The organism is Paraburkholderia sp. CI3, assembly GCF_050436505.1.
Classification (GTDB): domain Bacteria; phylum Pseudomonadota; class Gammaproteobacteria; order Burkholderiales; family Burkholderiaceae; genus Paraburkholderia; species Paraburkholderia tuberum.
The window spans coordinates 904,596-920,891 of the sequence record NZ_JBNDMI010000003.1; the positions used below are offsets into that span (position 1 = coordinate 904,596).

Sequence of the window (16,296 nt, forward strand, 5' to 3'; positions counted from 1 at the left end):
GGGCGCGCTCGGTTATTTTCGCCGCGGTGATCCAGGCGAGCATCCACGGCCAGGCTATTGTGCGCTCAAACGCCGCCCTCAAACATGGCGCGCGATCACCATCCGCTGCACTTCGCTCGTCCCTTCGTAAATCTGCGTGATCCGTGCATCCCGATAGTGGCGCTCGACCGCATAGTCCTCCAGATAGCCGTAGCCGCCATGAATCTGGATCGCGTTCGAACAGATCTCCTCCGCAAGCTCCGACGCAAAAAGCTTCGCCTGCGACGCCTCCGACAGACACGGCCGCCCCGCCGAGCGCAGCCGTGCCGCGTGATGCACGAGCAGGCGCGCGGCATTCAGGCGCGTCGCCATATCGGCAAGCATGTTCGCGATCGTCTGGTGTTCTTTCAGCGGCTTGCCGAACTGTTCGCGCTCGTTCGCGTAGCGGCGCGCGGCGTCGAACGCGGCGCGCGCAATGCCGACTGCCTGCGCGGCGATGCCGATGCGTCCGCCTTCGAGATTCGACAGCGCGATGCGCAGACCCTCGCCCGGCTCGCCGAGCAGATTGGCCTCGGGCACCGCGCACTGATCGAGCGAGATCGGACAGGTATCGGACGCGCGAATGCCGAGCTTGTGCTCCGGCCGGCCGACGTCGAAACCCGGCGTCGAGGTCGGCACGATGAAGGCGGACAGGCCGCGCTTACCGCGCTCGGGATCGGTGACCGCGAATACGATCGCGACACCGGCGCGCGCACCGTTGGTCACGAACTGCTTGCTGCCGTTCAGAATCCACTGCCCGTCGCGCCGCTGCGCGCGGGTGCGCAGATTGTTCGCCTCGGAGCCCGCCTGCGGCTCGGTCAGGCAGAACGCGCCGATCGTCCGGCCGATGGCGAGCTCGCGCAGATAGCGGTCTTTCTGCGCGGCGCTGCCGAAGTTCAGGATCGGCGCGCAGCCGACCGAGTTGTGCACGCTCATCAGCGTCGCGCAGGCGGCGCAACCGGCCGCGATCTCTTCGAGCGCGAGCGCATAGGCGACGTAATCGGTGTAGGAGCCGCCCCACTCGGCCGGCACCATCATGCCCAGAAAGCCGAGTTCGCCCAGCTGCGCGACGACCTCGGCCGGCAGTTGCGCGTCGCGATCCCATTGCGCCGCGTGCGGCGCGAGGCATTCGGTCGCGAAGTCGCGCGCGGCGTCGCGGATCATCCGTTGTTCGTCGGTGTAGAAGCTGTCCATGACTGCGTCCTCGTTGGTGCTGCCGGCCGTGCTGGCGATCGCTGTGATGCGGCAAGTGTAGGCAAGCGGCCCGCGCCGTTCGATGCTCGCTCCGCTCATTCTTGCTGAGCGCTTTTGCCATACTGCTACCATGCACGTGCATGGAGCCTCGCCATTTCTGGGGCTTCATGAACCATGATCCAGCCTATGCTGAGCGCTTTTGCCAGAAAAGCCGAATCCCGATGAAAAGCGACAAAGGCACGATCTCCGTCAGTCTCGTCGAGGAAACGCTCGCGCTCGCGACGGCGCGCGGCCTCGACGCGCGAGCGCTCGCCGAAGCGGCCGGCATTGCCGCTGCGATGCTCGCGTCGCCGAAAAGCCGCGTATCGTCGGCGCAATACGGCGCGCTGTGGGCCGGCATCGCACGCGCGCTCGACGACGAATTCTTCGGCCAGGACTCGCATCCGATGAAAAGCGGCAGCTTCATCGCGATGACGCAGACGGCGCTGGGCGCGCGCAACGGCGCGCAGGCGCTTGCGCGCGCGGTCGGCTTCATGCGGCTCGTGCTGGACGATCTCGGCGCGACGATCGACACCGACGCGCAGCGCGTGCGCCTCAAGTTCGTCGAGCGCGCGGGCACGCGCAAGCCGGCGATGTTCGCTTACGCGACGTATTTCATCCTCGTGTACGGGCTCGTGTGCTGGCTCGTCGGCCGGCGCATTCCGTTGCTCGAAGCGCGCTTTCGCTGCGCCACGCCGCCGGCCGCGCACGAATACCGGCTGATGTTCTGCGAAGAGATGTATTTCGACGAGCCGGAGTCGTCCGTCGATCTCGACCCTGCGTTTCTGGAACTGCCGGTGATCCAGACTTCGCGCTCGGCGCGGCCGTTTCTGCGCGATGCGCCGGGCAGCTTCATCGTCAAGTACCGCAATCCGGGTTCGCTCGCCGCGCGCGTGCGCAAGACGCTGCGCGCGCTGCCGATGTCGGGCTGGCCCGCGGCCGATCAGATGGCCGCGCGCCTGCACGTCGCCGAGGCGACGATGCGGCGGCACCTGAAGCAGGAGGGCCACACGTATCAGTCGATCAAGGACGCGCTGCGGCGCGACATCGCGATCGCCGAACTGCAGCGCACGCAGCGCACCATCGCCGATATCGCCAACGCCGTCGGCTTCGCGGAGCCGAGCGCGTTTCATCGCGCGTTCCGCAAATGGACCGGCATGCGCCCGACCGACTACCGGCCGGCCCGGGCCGCGGGGCTCGATCTCACGCGACGCGCCGAATCGGACTAAGCTTTAAGCGGCAACAGGCCAGCCTTGATCGAGGGTAGGGGCCCGCGCCGCCGGTTCGCACCGGCTGGCGCGACGGCCGTCAGCGATGAACACGACTCCGCGTCTCCCGCTCCGGCAGTCCGGTCCGCGCAGGCCGCTTATCCGCGGCGGCATCGTGGGCCGTTTGATGCGCGGCATCGCCGTGCTCGGCGTGCTATGCGCGTTCGGCTTCGCGACGCGCGAAGCGCTGGCGCCGCCGCAAGCGGCCAATGCGGCGAGCGCGGCGAACGTCGCCGCCGCGACCGCCAACAGCGTCGTCGTGATTCCGGTGAATGGCGCGATCGGACCGGCCACCGCCGATTTCATCGTGCGTGGTTTGCAGCGCGCGGCCAGCGAGCGCGCACAGCTCGCGGTCCTGCAACTCGATACGCCCGGCGGCCTCGATACGTCGATGCGGCAGATCATCAAGGCGATCCTCGCCTCGCCGGTGCCGGTCGCAACCTTCATCGCGCCGAGCGGCGCGCGCGCGGCCAGCGCCGGCACCTACATCGTCTACGCGAGCCACATCGCGGCGATGGCGCCGGGCACCAACCTCGGCGCCGCGACGCCGATCCAGATGGGCATCGGCGGCAACGAGCCGCCCGCCGGCGGCCCGCCGGTAACGCCAGCCACCCCAGGTACGCCGGGGCTGCCGGACATGCGCACGCTGCCTGGCGGCGCGTCCGCGCCTGCGCCTGCGTCACCCGGCGCATCATCCGAAGCCGCCAGCGCACTGCCGCTCGACACCCAATCGACCGAACTGCGCAAGCAGGTCCACGATGCCGCCGCCTACATCCGCGGCCTCGCGCAGATACGCGGCCGCAACGCCGACTGGGCCGAGCGCGCGGTCCGCGAAGCGGTAAGCCTGTCCGATGAGGAAGCGCTCGCGCAGCACGTCGTCGATATCGTCGCGCGCGACGTGCCGGACCTGCTGCGCCAGCTGGACGGCCGCACGTACGTCACGAGCGCGGGCAGCGTCACGCTGCACACCGCGCATGCGCCGCTGATCACGCTCGAACCCGACTGGCGCAGCCGCTTTCTCGCCGTGATCACCGATCCGAGCGTCGCGCTGATTCTGCTGATGCTCGGCATGTATGGCCTGTTCTTCGAATTCGCCAATCCGGGCTTCGTGCTGCCCGGCGTGGTCGGCGCGATCAGCCTGCTGCTCGGCCTGTTCGCGATGCAGATGCTGCCCATCAGCTACGTCGGCCTCGGGCTGATCTTTCTCGGCATCGCCTTCCTGATCGGCGAAGCGTTCCTGCCGACCTTCGGCTCGCTCGGCTTCGGCGGCGTGGTCGCGTTCGTGGTCGGCGCAACGATGCTGATGGATACCGACGTGCCCGGCTACGGCATCCCGCTGCCGCTGATCGCCGCGGTCGTCGTGTTTAGCGTCGCGTTCGTGCTCGGCGTGTCGCGGCTCGCGCTGCGCGCGCGGCGGCGGCCGGTCGTGACGGGCTCGGAGGCGCTGATCGGCTGCGTCGGCGTGGTGCTGGACGGCGGCTTGCTGCCCGAACCCGAACACGCGGCAGGCGGCCCGCTGGCCGGCTGGGCGCGCGTGCACGGCGAGCGCTGGCGCGTCTCGAGCACCACGCCGGCCGCGCCGGGTCAGAGCGTGCGCGTGACGGCGCGCAACGGCCTCACACTGACCGTGGTGCCCGTTACGTCGGTCGACGCCTTACAAGGAGAACGCTCATGATCGGCTTCACATTCGGCTTCGGCAGCATCCTGATCCTGCTCGTGATCGCGCTGATTGCGTCGTCGGTGCGGATTTTTCGCGAGTACGAACGCGGCGTCGTGTTCATGCTCGGCCGCTTCTGGAAGGTCAAGGGGCCCGGGCTCGTATTGATCATTCCGATCGTGCAGCAGGCGGTGCGCATGGATTTGCGCACCATCGTGTTCGACGTGCCGACGCAAGACGTGATCACGCGCGACAACGTGTCGGTCAAGGTCAACGCGGTCGTGTATTTCCGCGTCGTCGATCCGGAGAAGGCGGTGATCCAGGTCGCGCGTTACTTCGAGGCGACCAGCCAGCTGGCGCAGACGACGCTGCGCGCGGTGCTCGGCAAGCACGACCTCGACCAGCTGCTGTCGGAGCGCGAGCAGCTGAACACCGACATCCAGAAAGTGCTCGACTCGCAAACCGACGCGTGGGGCATCAAGGTATCGATCGTCGAGATCAAGCACGTCGATATCAATGAAACGATGATCCGCGCGATTGCGCGTCAGGCCGAAGCCGAGCGCGAACGGCGCGCGAAGGTGATTCACGCGGAAGGCGAGTTGCAGGCATCGAAGCAATTGCTGGAGGCGGCCCAGACGCTCGCGCGGCAACCGCAGGCGATGCAGTTGCGCTATCTGCAGACGCTGGTGACGATCGCCGCCGACAAGAACTCGACGATCGTGTTTCCGCTGCCGATCGACCTCGTGAGTGCGGGGCTGGAACGCTTCAACAAGCCATCGGCGTGATAGGACGATATTTGTCAGGACATCCATTCGGCGCGGATTAGCGTCGACGTTTCGGCATACCCGCCCGCTTGCGCGTTGCTTGCGCTGATGTGGCGAACGAGGCTCGCGGCGGGTTCGATTTGCCGGCAGAAATGGTGCGTTGCTTGTACCGCCTTACCCGGCGCACCGAAAAACCACCAGGTCCGGCTGTTTTTCCGCTCCGCAGGAGCCCACCATGAAACTGTCTTCCCGCATTGGACTCGGCGCGCTGTTGGCCGCCGTGGGTATCAGCACCGTCTACGCGCAAGCGGTGACGCAGCCCGCCGACCCGTCGGCGCCGAAGACGCGCGCCCAGGTCCGCGCTGACCTCGCGGAATGGCTCGCCGCCGGCTACGACCCGCTCGACTGGATCAACTATCCGGAGAACGCGCAGCGCGCGGGCCGCATCGTCGCGCAACACCGCGAGCAGCAGCAAGGCAACGCCCCGACGGCCGTGCAGTAAAGCGGTCGCGGCTTGCGTAGTCGCAGCCTGAATGCCGCCCGCCGCGAGCGGCATGGCACGGCTTGCGTCGCGGCAAGGTATCATCCGGTCCCTCCATCCCCCGCGCAGCAAACCAGCCGCACACAGCCGGAACCCGCGCCATGCCAATCTGGGTCGATGCCGACGCCTGCCCGGCCGTCGTCAAGGACATGCTTTATCGCGCGGCGCGCCGCACCGGCATGCCGCTGACGCTGGTCGCCAATTCGTTCCTGCGCGTGCCGCCGTCGCCGCTGATCCGCGCGATCCAGGTGCCGGCCGGCTTCGACGCTGCCGATCAGTTGATCGTCGAGCGCGTCGTCGCGGGCGACCTCGTGATCACCGCCGACATCCCGCTCGCCGCCGCCGTGCTGGCAAAAAATGCCCACGCGCTCGATCCGCGCGGCAACTGGTACACGCCCGGCACGATCGAAGAACGGCTGCGCATGCGCTCGATGCTCGACCAGTTGCGCTCGAGCGGCGTCGACACGGGCGGGCCGGCCGCCTTCAGCGCGCGCGATGGCAAGGCGTTTGCTGGCGAACTCGATCGCTGGCTCGCGCGTCAGGCGCCTCGCGGTGATGCGCAGGCGCCACAGTCGCACGGCAAACCGCCCGCCTGACGGGCCGGGGCGGCCTGCTGGCGCCGCCGCAGGCGCCGGGGCGCTGCCATTCGTGATTACAATTCCGCCGTAACGCCGCCGCGCGGCCTGCCTTGCCGCGCCGCGCTGTCACCGCCTCGATGACAAAAACACTGTCTGAACGACGAAAGAGAGAAAGCCCGCCACATGGACTCGATCAAACGCTACTTCGGCTTCGACGCCGTCGACACCAACCTGCGCACCGAAGTGCTAGCCGGCGTGACCACTTTCCTGACGATGGCCTACATCATCTTCGTGAACCCGGCGATTCTCGGCGACGCCGGCATGCCGAAGAGCGCGGTGTTCGTTGCGACCTGCCTCGTGGCCGCGCTCGCGTCGCTGATCATGGGTCTGTACGCGAATTACCCGATCGCGCTCGCGCCCGGCATGGGCCTGAACGCGTACTTCGCATACACGGTCGTCAAGGGCATGGGCTACACGTGGCAGGCCGCGCTCGGCGCGGTGTTCATCTCCGGGTGCCTGTTCCTGATCGTCACGCTGTTCCGCGTGCGCGAGGTGATCGTCAAGGGCATTCCGCATTCGATCCGCATCGCGATCACCGGCGGCATCGGTCTCTTTCTCGCGATCATTTCGCTGAAGTCGGCCGGCGTGGTGGTCGGCAATCCGGCCACGCTCGTCACGCTCGGCAATCTGCATGACCCGCACGTCGTGCTCGCGGCGGTCGGCTTCTTCGGCATCGTCACGCTGGATCATATGCGCGTGCGCGGGGCGATCCTGATCGGTATCGTCGGCGTGACGATCCTGAGCTTTTTCTTTGGCGGCAATCAGTTTCACGGCATCGTGTCCGCGCCGCCGTCGATCGCGCCGACGCTGTTGCAGCTCGATATCCGCAGCGCGCTGTCGAGCGGCGTGCTGAACGTGGTGCTGGTGTTCTTCCTCGTCGAGCTGTTCGATGCGACCGGCACGCTGATGGGCGTCGCGAACCGCGCGGGGCTGCTGGTGGAAGGCAAGATGCATCGGCTGAACCGCGCGCTGCTCGCGGACAGCACCGCGATTCTCGCCGGCTCGATGCTCGGTACTTCGTCGACGACGGCGTATATCGAAAGCGCATCGGGCGTGCAGGCCGGCGGCCGTACCGGCATGACCGCGATCACGGTCGCCGTGCTGTTCGTCGCGGCGCTGTTTTTCGCGCCGCTCGCCGAAGTGGTGCCGCCGTATGCGACCGCGCCCGCGCTGCTGTACGTGTCGTGCCTGATGCTGCGCGAACTGGTCGACCTGCCGTGGGACGACGCGACCGAAGTCGTGCCGGCCGCGCTCACCGCGCTGCTGATGCCGTTCACCTACTCGATCGCGAACGGCGTCGCGTTCGGTTTCATCTCGTACGCGGGACTCAAGCTGCTGACGGGCCAGGCACGCCAGGTGAAGCTGGTCGTGTGGATCATCGCGGCGATTTTCCTGTTCCGGTATTTCTATCTCGGCAGCGAATGAGGAGGTCGCGCTCGCGCGACCGGGGGGTCGAATGTGTCGTCGGGTTCGGGGACCGTTTATCATCCGATGTTTCGAATGATGATCGACTCGGTCGCCGCGGCACGGGTCGCCACCCCAGGAGCCTCGATGTCCTCATATAACCGCACGACGGACCGCTACACGAAGCCCGCGATTTTCTTCCACTGGATGATTTTTCTGCTGGTCGCGCTGGCCTATCTGGCCATCGAAATCCGCGGCCCGCGCGGCTCCGACAGCCGCGCGTTCTGGACCGGCGTGCATTATTGGGCGGGCACGCTGGTGCTCGGGCTGGCCGTGTTGCGGCTGCTGTGGAGACTGTGGGCCGGCGCGCCGGAGGAGCTCGAAAGCAATCGGCTGCTCGCTTTTCTCGGGCGCTCCGCGCACCTCGCGCTCTATGTGTTCATCTTCGCGCAACCGCTGCTCGGCATGCTGATGGTCAATGCGGGCGGGCGGCCGGTGCCGCTCGCATGGACGGACATCAGCTTCACGCTGGTGCGTGCGGATGCGATCGCGCGGCCGCTGTTGAAGGACGCGCACGAGTGGCTCGGCAACGTGTTCTATTGGGTGATCGGACTGCACGCGCTCGCGGCGATCGCGCACCATGTGGTGTTCAAGGATCGGGCGCTGCGGCGGATCATTTGAAAGTAATGGAGTTGGCTGCGTGCCGCCGATGCATGGCACGCGGTCGCGGCTTGCGCGCAGGCCAGCCAGCGGCAGCGGCACGGGTGAATCCGAACTTCGCGCTTCGGCAGCAGTCGCGCTTGCCGAAGCTTCGGTACCGGTAGCCAGCCGATAGTTTCAGATCGGTCAGTTACGCCAGTTCGCCTCGTAAAACCGCACGTAACCGCTTCTGAGCACGAGACACTGCGCGCGCGTTTCCGACAACAGCCGGCGCGTGGCGGCCTCGATGCGCGGCCGGTGCGCGTCGAACGCGACGATCATGTCCTCCAGCCGGGGGGACGCGGCGCCGAAGTGATCTTCGAGCGCTTCCGCGGTGATCATGCACTCCACCCTCTGCCCATCGACCATTGCCGGAAACGCCAAAGTAAGTTCGCGACCTGAATATTCAGGGGCTTCGTTCGGGAATTGGATCTGCATGGGAGTCACCTGGAAGAGTGCGCGCACGATGCGCTCGGGTAATGCACGCGCTGATTGCTTGCTATCGCGTCCGCCGCTCGTTCCTCCTTGTCCCATGCAGCCGACGCGGGCCGTCGCCTCGACGCAGCATCGTCAGTTCGCGCCACGCGGAGGTGAATTGATTTACTTTAGACGAGTTCGGCCCAGGTGCAAGATTTCCCCGATTTTTTCTTGAAGGCGCGACTGACGCGCCGATGTTGCGGCGCGGCATAAAGCGGTGTCCGATCCCGTGTAAAGTGTCGCGCACCTAGGGTCTGTTTACATATGGAACGCACGTGCGAATGCCCGCTATCGGCCGCAGGGCAAGGAGTAAGGAGCGCTGCGTGGCCGCGCCACGTGAGCGACGCGCGACGCCGCCATGCGGCCGATAGCGGGCATTCCCCTGGAATGAAATTCAGAACTGGGGTTGCCGCGAGAAGGGCCGCTCGCTGCGTCATGCTCCTTGCGAATACGTCGAGTATTCGCGGCGTCGCAATCCTTGCGAGCGGCCCTTCTCGCGGCAACGCACGTGCGTTCCATATGTAAACAGACCCTAGTCATTGACCCGCACGATGTCCGCCCCCACCCGCCCGCCTGTGGTTCGCGTCGAACCGCTCGGCCAGAGCTTCGAAGCGCCCGATTCGCTGACGATTCTCGAAGCCGCCGCTTTCGCCAATCTGCGTTTGCCGCGTTCGTGCCGCAACGGCACATGCCGAACATGCTTGTGCCGGATGACGTCTGGGCGTGTGCGCTACTCGATTGACTGGCCCGGCGTGAGCCGCGAGGAAAAGGCGGACGGTTATATCCTGCCGTGCGTGGCGGTCGCGGAAACCGACGTGGTGATCGAAGTGCCGGATGCGGTCGCGATACCGGCACAGTGAGCGGGAGCGCAGGGGCCTGGCGCCCCGCTAGCCGACGCTTTCACGCGCTGTGTCTTACCGCCCGTTGCCCATTGCGCGGGCAATTTTCTTGTCCGTGTTGTACTGGCTCAGCGAATACACCGACCAGATGGCCGCCGGCACCCAGCCGATCAGCGTGATTTGCAGAATCAGGCAGATGATGCCCGCAAACGGACGGCCGATCGTGAAAAACTGCAGCCACGGCAGAATGATGGCAAGCAAAAGACGCATTCGGTTTTCCTGTTCCTGTGATTACGGCAGCATGGGTGAGTCCGCGTGGGACGCATCTGCCTCGTTGTTGAACTCATCGAGCGGCGCAAAACGCGGCACCTTGACGCCTTCCTGCTCTACCAGCTCGAAAAACACCGTCGCTGGACGGGTCCAGACCGTACCATTGGCCGCCTTGTAGACGATCATCGTGACCGTCGGATCCGATTCGAGCGTGGCCTCGCAGACCAGTTCGTAAATGCCGCCTTTGTAGTGTCGGTAGCGCATGGTGTGTGACCTTATTTTGGGCGTCGTCGATGCATTTTCAAGCACGGCGCGCCTGAGCTCAGCCGCCCTCTTTCATCTGCTTCAGGATCTTGTAGACGGTCGCGCGGCCCATCGTCAGCACCGCGGCCACGTAATTCGCCGAGCTGCGGCCGCGAAACGCGCCCTGCGCGTGCAGCGCCTCGACGATTTCACGCTTGTGCTCGCGCGTCAGCGCATTGATGCCGATTTGCCGGTCGCGCAGCCATGTGTGCAGATACGTGTTGATGCGGTCCTGCCAGTCGTCGCGGAACAGATCGTCGGCAGGCGCGCCCGTCATCGCGCCGCCCTTGATGAACAGATCGAGCGTCGAGCGCACATCCTCGAACACCGCGATGTTGAAGTTCACGCACAGGATGCCGGCGGGCTTGCCGTCGTCGTCGAACAGGATGTTGCTCACGCAGCGCATGCGGCGGCCGTCCCAGTTCAGCTTCTCATAGGGGCCGATGGTCTGGCCGCGCGCCGCGAAGTGCGCGTCGTCGAGCACCGACGGCGCGCCCACCTCGAGCCGCGACAGATTGTTCACCAGATACGCGATGGTCTGATCGCGCAAATCGTGAATCACCACCTCGGCGCACGGATAGAGCAGCGCGGCGATGCCGTCGGCGATCGGCGCGTAGCGCTTCAGCAGCAGGTCTTTGACAGGAGACACGTTCGGGTTGCGCATGGAAAAACGCGAGGTTCGAAGGAGGCGGCGCGCGATAGCGGATGACGACGAAGCCAGATGCCCGCAGTGGACGCCGGCGCGCCCGCTCGGTCCGCAATTCAGGAAGTCGCCATTGTAGCGGCCTCGCGCTGGCGCCGCGACTCGACGCCGGACGGCAATTTTGTCTACCTCGCGAGCGCATTTTTTTCGTGCGATAAACACTGATCCGCCGACATCCAACCGAACGGAGCCAACCACCGATGGCCACACTCGAAGCGCTTCGCGCCGTGCTCGACGACAAGCGCACGCCGGAGATCATTCGCAACCACATCATCGATTCGCTGCAGTACGCGCTGCGCAACCATGGTCAGGTCTTCACGGCGAAGGAAGTCGAATGGTTGACCGGCTGGGACGATGCGCGCCTGCCGCGGGCGGCCGCGCGCGAATTGCAGAAGCGCGTCGCCGAGACGTCACGCTGACGCACGCGTTCGGATAGCGAGCCTCGCGCGCGCCACTCGCGCAATTCGCGCGTCCGTCGCCCGTCCCGCCTCCGACACGACTTCGCCAACTGCCCGCGAAGCCCCGCCAGTCGGGCGTTCCGGTCGTGCGCTGAAGTTTGCACTATCCAATCAGCCCTATTTCAGGCATCATGTTGCAATAGTTGCACTTCGCGCCCATATAGCACTGGCAGCACCAGGCAGTCTCAACCCGGCATCTCCGCACCACCCCCGACTGTTCGACCGCCCTTTATCGGCGATCCCGTCACTCCGGCAATGCGCCGCCCGCATTCGCCGTCGCGAGAAGTACACCGAGCGGTTCAGCATCATGCGTCCGGCGCCCGAATTGACGCGCCGCTTCAGCGTTTTTTCGGTCGAATCCGCGTTTTCGCGCGACCGCTCGAGCCATTGTCATTGAGCCCGCCGGGTCTAGCAGGCCTGTGCCAACCATTTTTATCGCGGCGCGCCCATCGGTGCTGTGCCGCCGGTCCGCGCCGTGACGCGTCAAAGGAGCGTTGCCGGAAGCAGCGCCCCGCACGCGGCGCGTGGACCACGCAATACAGGACATGTTTCTCATGAATCCAGCAGTCAGGACCTACAAAGGTTACGAAATTCACCCGCTCGTTTATCCGCGCCGCCCCGCGGGCGCGCAAGCGACCCGCAATCCGGGCGCCGGTTACGACGCTTCGGTGCGCATCTGCCGCGTCGGCGCCAATCCGGCGGCCGACGGCCGGGTATTTCGCCTGCAGTATCTGTTTCCATTCGACGGCATGGGCAAGGCGCGCATCGCGTGCATGGCGCATGCGGAACGGCTGATCGACGGCCAGGTGAGCGGTCAGTCGGTCACCGATCTTTGAGCGGCGTCATCGGCGCGTCACTCATGTCGCGCAGCGTGCTTTCGGGCGCCGCTGCTTTTCAAACGAATCCACAGTCGCGCCGCTCGCAATGCCTGCGGCCGGTTTCCCCTTTATCCCATCGACCAGGAGTTATGCATGGCGAAAGAAGAACTGATTGAACTTGACGGTATCGTCGACGAAGTGCTTCCGGATAGCCGCTACCGCGTGACGCTCGACAACGGCGTCGTGGTCGGCGCCTATGCGTCCGGGCGCATGCGCAAGAACCATATCCGTATTCTCGCGGGCGATCGCGTGACGCTCGAATTGTCGGTCTACGACCTGACCAAGGGGCGGATCAATTTCCGCCACAAGGACGAGCGTTCGAGTGGCGGCGGTGCGCCACGGCAAGCGGCGCGGCGGAGGTAAGCAGGGGTCACGGCGCCGCCCTGCGTACCTGTGATGTTGTGCAGGCGATGCGGGCAGCCCGCCCGAACCCATGCGAAAGCGCGAGGCCCGACAGACTCGCGCCATACCTTCCGACTCCGCGTTCTGCTTGAACGCGCTACGTCAGCCTCGCCGCCCAAGCGCGTGAAATAGACGTCTTCCCTGACATTCGGGATGCTCTGCAGCGCATGCGCGAACGTCGTACGCCGCAACACGCGCGGCGTCTTGATTGGAATCTGGCGGCACGCCGCTTCGGCGACCACGCACGTCGCAGCACGTCTCGCTAAACTCCAAACACGGCCCCCAAATCCTCCCCACCCGCGCTTTTGCGCACCTGCTCGACCACCCGCTCCTCCAGCTCCATCTTCGGCCGCTGCTGACCTCGATCAGCCCGTTGATGACGACGATTCGCGGACGCGACCGGCTTGAGCTTCTACGGCGCGTCATTGCTGACCAGTCTGCCGGTGGTTGCGATGGGCGCCGGCGCGTTCGGCGCGGCGGTTGCGCCGCTCATGGCCGGCATCGTGCGCGGCTGGAGCGGCGGATTCGTCGCCGCGTGGATCATGCTCGCCGGCTGCATCGCCGCGATGATGGCGGTGACCTCGCTGTTTTCACCGCGCAGTTATTCGCGCTGGCTTTAAGGCTCCAAGGCTGCGGCCGCGACGAACGCGATGCGCCGCTTCGGTGCATCGGGCGTCCGCTGTCCTGCATGCCCCTCGCCGGTGCAGCGCGACCGGCGTGGCCGCGTCACCTCTTTCGCGGACGATTCACAGCGATCGCCCGCAAAAGACCCCAATCGATCCCCGCCATTCGCGCGAATGCGCTCACACACCTCGCCAAGCCCCGTCGCGCGAAGACTGGCATATCCATTGCTTTGCTGATGGTCAGATGACCCTTCCCCCGACTCCATGCTGCGTGTTCTCCTTGTCACCGACACCGACAAACCCATCGGCGATCTGCGCGACGCGCTCGCCTGTCTCGGCTGCGAAATGCTCTCCGGCACCGCGACGCCGCAGGCGCTGCATCGCGCGGTTCAGGACGAGCGGCCCGACGTCATCATCATCGATACGGAGTCGCCGTCGCGCGATACGCTCGAACAGCTCGCCGTGATGCACGCGACTGCGCCGCGCCCCGTGCTGATGTTCAGCCACGACGCGAACCAGCAACTGATCCGCCAAGCGGTCAACGCGGGCGTCACCGCGTATCTGGTCGAAGGCCTCGCGACCGAGCGGCTCGCGCCGATTCTCGAAGTCGCGCTCGCGCGTTTCGCGCAGGAGTCGCAATTGCGCGAGCGGCTCGCGCAGGCCGAAAACGAACTGGCCGAGCGCAAGCTGATCGATCGCGCGAAACGCCTGCTCATGGATCAGCAGAAACTCACCGAACCGGCCGCCTACGCGAGTCTGCGCAAACGCGCGATGAACCAGGGCGTCAAACTCGCCGAGGTGGCGCGTGAGGTCGTCGCGTCGGCCGGCTCGCTCAAATGATGCGCTCATGAATCCAGCCACTTCCGTCACCACCGCGGCCTTTGCGGAGCCGCCTGAAAAGACCCATCTGCGGCTCGGCTTCGTCGCGTTGTCCGACGCGGCGCCGCTGATCGCGGCGAAGCTGCTCGAGTTCGGCCATGCGCACGGGCTCACGCTCGAACTGTGCCGCCAGCCGTCGTGGGCCGCCGTGCGCGACAAGCTGCTAGCCGGCGATCTCGACGCCGCGCACGCGCTTTACGGGCTCGTGTATGGCGTGCAGCTCGGCCTCGGCGGCCCGCGCACCGACATGGCCGTGCTGATGGTGCTGAACCGCAACGGCCAGGCGATCACGCTGTCGAATCGGCTCGCCGATGCGCTCGCGAAGCATGGCACATTGCGCGAGGCGCTCGCGACGCTCGGCCGCAAGCCGGTGTTCGCGCACACCTTCCCGACCGGCACGCATGCGATGTGGCTGTACTACTGGCTCGCGGCGCAAGGCGTCGATCCGTTGCGCGACATCGACAGTGTCGCGATTCCGCCGCCGCAAATGGTCGCCGCGCTTGCCGAAGACCGGCTCGACGGTCTGTGCGTCGGCGAGCCGTGGAATGAAATGGCCGAGGCGCATGGTGTCGGCAAAACGATCGCTTATTCGAGCGAGGTGTGGCCCGAGCATCCCGAGAAAGTGCTCGCCTGCCGACGCGATTTCGTCGATGCGCATCCGCGCACGACGCGCGCGCTCGTGCAGACCGTGCTCGAAGCGTGCCGCTGGCTCGACGGCGCCGGGCATCGCGACGAGATCGCCCGCTGGCTCGCGCGGCCCGATTACATCGGTATCGACGAGACGCTGATCGCGGCGCGGCTCGGCGACCACCTCGACACGGCGAACCCGCGCCGCCTGCCGATGCGTTTCTTCGACGACGGCGCGGTCAACTATCCGCATCCATTCGAAGGCGCGTGGTTCCTCACGCAGTTCGAGCGCTGGGGGATCATCGATGCGCACAACGACTACGACGCGGTCGCCGCGCGCATCAACCAGACGCAGTTGTATCGCGAGGCCGCCGCGCGCGTGAACGTGCCGGTGCCCGGCGCGGACGTCACAAGGGAACTGATCGATGGCGCGGTGTGGGGAAGCGGCTCACCATCCGCCGCTTATGCGCGGCGTTTTGCGATCCGCCGCTGAGCGGACCGCACGCGAAAGCCCCGAGATCCGCTGCGCCGACTGCCCACGACCCGCCAACGGCGATCAGGTGGACAGTCGGCGTTGCCGAAGCTCAGAAGTTGTACTTGTCGATGTTGCTCGCATCGAACGTGGTCGGGGGCCCGAGAATGATTTCGCCGCGCGCGCCAATCGTGCGCTTGCCGAGCTTGCCGGCGTCGAACGTCTCGCCCTCCTTACCCGTGATCTTGCCCGACGCGAGCGACGCCGCCGCGTACGCGGCCAGATAGCCGAGCTCGCTCGGGTCCCACAACTGGAACGCGGTCACGGTGCCGTTCTTCACGAACGCGCGCATCTGGTTCGGCGTGCCGAGGCCCGTCACCGCCACCTTGCCCTTGCTCGACGACGACGAGATATAGCGCGCCGCCGCCGCGATGCCGACCGTCGTCGGCGCGACGATCGCCTTCAGGTTCGGATACGCCTGCAGCAAGCCCTGCGTTTCGACGAAGGACTTCTGATCGTCGTCGTTGCCGTACGCGATCTTGACGAGCTTGATCTTCGAGTACTCCGGTTTCTTCAGTTCCTCCTGCATCCACTTGATCCAGGTGTTCTGGTTCGTCGCGTTCGGCGTCGCCGACAGAATCGCGAACTCGCCCTCGCCGCCCATCAGCTTCGCGACCAGTTGCACCTGGCCGCGGCCGATGCCCTCGGCGTTCGCCTGATTGACGAACAGCTGGCGGCCCTCGGGCGCGGTGTCGGAGTCGAACGTGACGACCTTGATGCCCTGACCCATCGCCTTCTTCAGATACGGCACGACCGCGTTCGCATCGTTGGCGGCAATCACGATCGCATCCTGGTGCTGCGTGATCAGCGTGTTGATGTACGACACCTGCGACGACGCGCCCGCATCCGACGGCCCGACCGCCTTGCCCACGCCGCCGAATTCCTTGATCGCGGCGAGGCCGCCGTCGTCGGCGATCACCTCGTACGGGTTGTTGATCTGCTTCGGCACGAACGCGATCTTCAGCCCGCTTTTCAGTTCCGCGGCGAACGCGCCGCCGCAGCTGATCGCGAGCAACGCGGCGCAGAGCGCGGCCATGCCGGTGTGACGTAGAGGTTTGAACATGAAGTGTCTCCTGCGTTGTT

At 66.0% G+C, this 16,296-nt stretch carries 20 protein-coding genes; 14 read left to right on the forward strand and 6 right to left on the reverse strand.

Features of this window, described 5'->3' with window-relative positions; all coding sequences use genetic code 11:
• Positions 1 to 78 precede the first annotated feature (78 nt).
• A complete protein-coding gene (locus OKW29_RS12940) occupies positions 79 to 1,212 on the reverse strand; it encodes an acyl-CoA dehydrogenase family protein (protein ID WP_429291328.1) in 1,134 nt (377 codons plus the stop codon).
• Positions 1,213 to 1,433: 221 nt separating this feature from the next.
• Here OKW29_RS12940 and OKW29_RS12945 point away from each other — a divergent pair, with 221 nt between their 5' ends.
• The 7 genes from OKW29_RS12945 to OKW29_RS12975 all read left to right on the forward strand — a co-directional run bounded on the left by OKW29_RS12945 (position 1,434) and on the right by OKW29_RS12975 (position 8,204).
• Positions 1,434 to 2,480 (forward strand): AraC family transcriptional regulator ligand-binding domain-containing protein, encoded by a 1,047-nt coding sequence (locus OKW29_RS12945; RefSeq protein ID WP_429291329.1) that lies wholly within the window; start codon positions 1,434 to 1,436, stop codon positions 2,478 to 2,480.
• 85 nt (positions 2,481 to 2,565) lie between these two features.
• A complete protein-coding gene (locus OKW29_RS12950) occupies positions 2,566 to 4,194 on the forward strand; it encodes an NfeD family protein (RefSeq protein WP_429291330.1) in 1,629 nt (542 codons plus the stop codon).
• Positions 4,191 to 4,961 carry a slipin family protein gene (locus OKW29_RS12955; RefSeq protein WP_187616251.1) on the forward strand — a complete coding sequence of 257 codons (771 nt, stop codon included), beginning with the start codon at positions 4,191 to 4,193 and terminating at the stop codon, positions 4,959 to 4,961. Before OKW29_RS12950 ends, OKW29_RS12955 begins: the two co-directional genes overlap by 4 nt.
• Positions 4,962 to 5,175: 214 nt before the next feature.
• Positions 5,176 to 5,442 (forward strand): DUF4148 domain-containing protein, encoded by a 267-nt coding sequence (locus OKW29_RS12960; RefSeq protein ID WP_184062720.1) that lies wholly within the window; start codon positions 5,176 to 5,178, stop codon positions 5,440 to 5,442.
• A gap of 140 nt (positions 5,443 to 5,582) precedes the next feature.
• The gene (locus tag OKW29_RS12965; protein ID WP_090806534.1) at positions 5,583 to 6,077 is read left to right on the forward strand and encodes a YaiI/YqxD family protein; all 495 of its coding nucleotides are present in this window, start codon (positions 5,583 to 5,585) and stop codon (positions 6,075 to 6,077) included.
• A gap of 165 nt (positions 6,078 to 6,242) precedes the next feature.
• On the forward strand, positions 6,243 to 7,544 hold the full coding sequence (locus OKW29_RS12970) for an NCS2 family permease (protein WP_184054534.1): 1,302 nt from the start codon (positions 6,243 to 6,245) through the stop codon (positions 7,542 to 7,544).
• A gap of 126 nt (positions 7,545 to 7,670) precedes the next feature.
• Entirely contained in the window at positions 7,671 to 8,204 is a 534-nt protein-coding gene (locus tag OKW29_RS12975; protein ID WP_429291331.1) for a cytochrome b, read from the forward strand.
• 165 nt (positions 8,205 to 8,369) lie between these two features.
• On the opposite strand, the gene OKW29_RS12980 is transcribed toward OKW29_RS12975, so the two are convergent.
• Complete coding sequence (locus OKW29_RS12980; RefSeq protein WP_026226687.1) at positions 8,370 to 8,660, reverse strand: DUF1488 domain-containing protein; 291 nt, start codon at positions 8,658 to 8,660, stop codon at positions 8,370 to 8,372.
• A 590-nt stretch (positions 8,661 to 9,250) separates the two neighbouring features.
• Here OKW29_RS12980 and OKW29_RS12985 point away from each other — a divergent pair.
• Positions 9,251 to 9,559 (forward strand): 2Fe-2S iron-sulfur cluster-binding protein, encoded by a 309-nt coding sequence (locus OKW29_RS12985; protein WP_429291332.1) that lies wholly within the window; start codon positions 9,251 to 9,253, stop codon positions 9,557 to 9,559.
• Positions 9,560 to 9,613: 54 nt separating this feature from the next.
• On the opposite strand, the gene OKW29_RS12990 is transcribed toward OKW29_RS12985, so the two are convergent.
• Genes OKW29_RS12990 through OKW29_RS13000 form a run of 3 tightly spaced genes read right to left on the reverse strand, consistent with a single transcriptional unit; the run spans position 9,614 to position 10,775 of the window.
• Entirely contained in the window at positions 9,614 to 9,808 is a 195-nt protein-coding gene (locus OKW29_RS12990) for a YqaE/Pmp3 family membrane protein (RefSeq protein WP_090806541.1), read from the reverse strand.
• A 21-nt stretch (positions 9,809 to 9,829) separates the two neighbouring features.
• Positions 9,830 to 10,072 carry a DUF1653 domain-containing protein gene (locus tag OKW29_RS12995; protein ID WP_429291333.1) on the reverse strand — a complete coding sequence of 81 codons (243 nt, stop codon included), beginning with the start codon at positions 10,070 to 10,072 and terminating at the stop codon, positions 9,830 to 9,832.
• A 58-nt stretch (positions 10,073 to 10,130) separates the two neighbouring features.
• Positions 10,131 to 10,775 (reverse strand): helix-turn-helix transcriptional regulator, encoded by a 645-nt coding sequence (locus tag OKW29_RS13000; RefSeq protein WP_429291334.1) that lies wholly within the window; start codon positions 10,773 to 10,775, stop codon positions 10,131 to 10,133.
• 239 nt (positions 10,776 to 11,014) lie between these two features.
• Here OKW29_RS13000 and OKW29_RS13005 point away from each other — a divergent pair, with 239 nt between their 5' ends.
• The 6 genes from OKW29_RS13005 to OKW29_RS13030 all read left to right on the forward strand — a co-directional run bounded on the left by OKW29_RS13005 (position 11,015) and on the right by OKW29_RS13030 (position 15,174).
• Positions 11,015 to 11,233, forward strand: a complete 219-nt coding sequence (locus OKW29_RS13005) for a hypothetical protein (RefSeq protein WP_184062730.1) — start codon at positions 11,015 to 11,017, stop codon at positions 11,231 to 11,233.
• A gap of 593 nt (positions 11,234 to 11,826) precedes the next feature.
• Positions 11,827 to 12,108 carry a hypothetical protein gene (locus OKW29_RS13010; protein ID WP_187616257.1) on the forward strand — a complete coding sequence of 94 codons (282 nt, stop codon included), beginning with the start codon at positions 11,827 to 11,829 and terminating at the stop codon, positions 12,106 to 12,108.
• A 135-nt stretch (positions 12,109 to 12,243) separates the two neighbouring features.
• A complete protein-coding gene (gene infA / locus OKW29_RS13015; RefSeq protein ID WP_429291335.1) occupies positions 12,244 to 12,513 on the forward strand; it encodes a translation initiation factor IF-1 in 270 nt (89 codons plus the stop codon).
• Between the two features lie 443 nt (positions 12,514 to 12,956).
• Positions 12,957 to 13,172, forward strand: coding sequence for a hypothetical protein (locus OKW29_RS13020; protein ID WP_429291336.1), 216 nt, complete (start codon positions 12,957 to 12,959; stop codon positions 13,170 to 13,172).
• Between the two features lie 267 nt (positions 13,173 to 13,439).
• A complete protein-coding gene (locus tag OKW29_RS13025; protein ID WP_090806551.1) occupies positions 13,440 to 14,015 on the forward strand; it encodes an ANTAR domain-containing response regulator in 576 nt (191 codons plus the stop codon).
• A gap of 7 nt (positions 14,016 to 14,022) precedes the next feature.
• Positions 14,023 to 15,174, forward strand: coding sequence for a CmpA/NrtA family ABC transporter substrate-binding protein (locus tag OKW29_RS13030; RefSeq protein WP_429291337.1), 1,152 nt, complete (start codon positions 14,023 to 14,025; stop codon positions 15,172 to 15,174).
• A 91-nt stretch (positions 15,175 to 15,265) separates the two neighbouring features.
• Here OKW29_RS13030 and rhaS read toward each other — a convergent pair whose 3' ends face one another.
• Positions 15,266 to 16,276 carry a rhamnose ABC transporter substrate-binding protein gene (gene rhaS / locus OKW29_RS13035; RefSeq protein WP_429291338.1) on the reverse strand — a complete coding sequence of 337 codons (1,011 nt, stop codon included), beginning with the start codon at positions 16,274 to 16,276 and terminating at the stop codon, positions 15,266 to 15,268.
• Positions 16,277 to 16,296 lie beyond the last annotated feature (20 nt).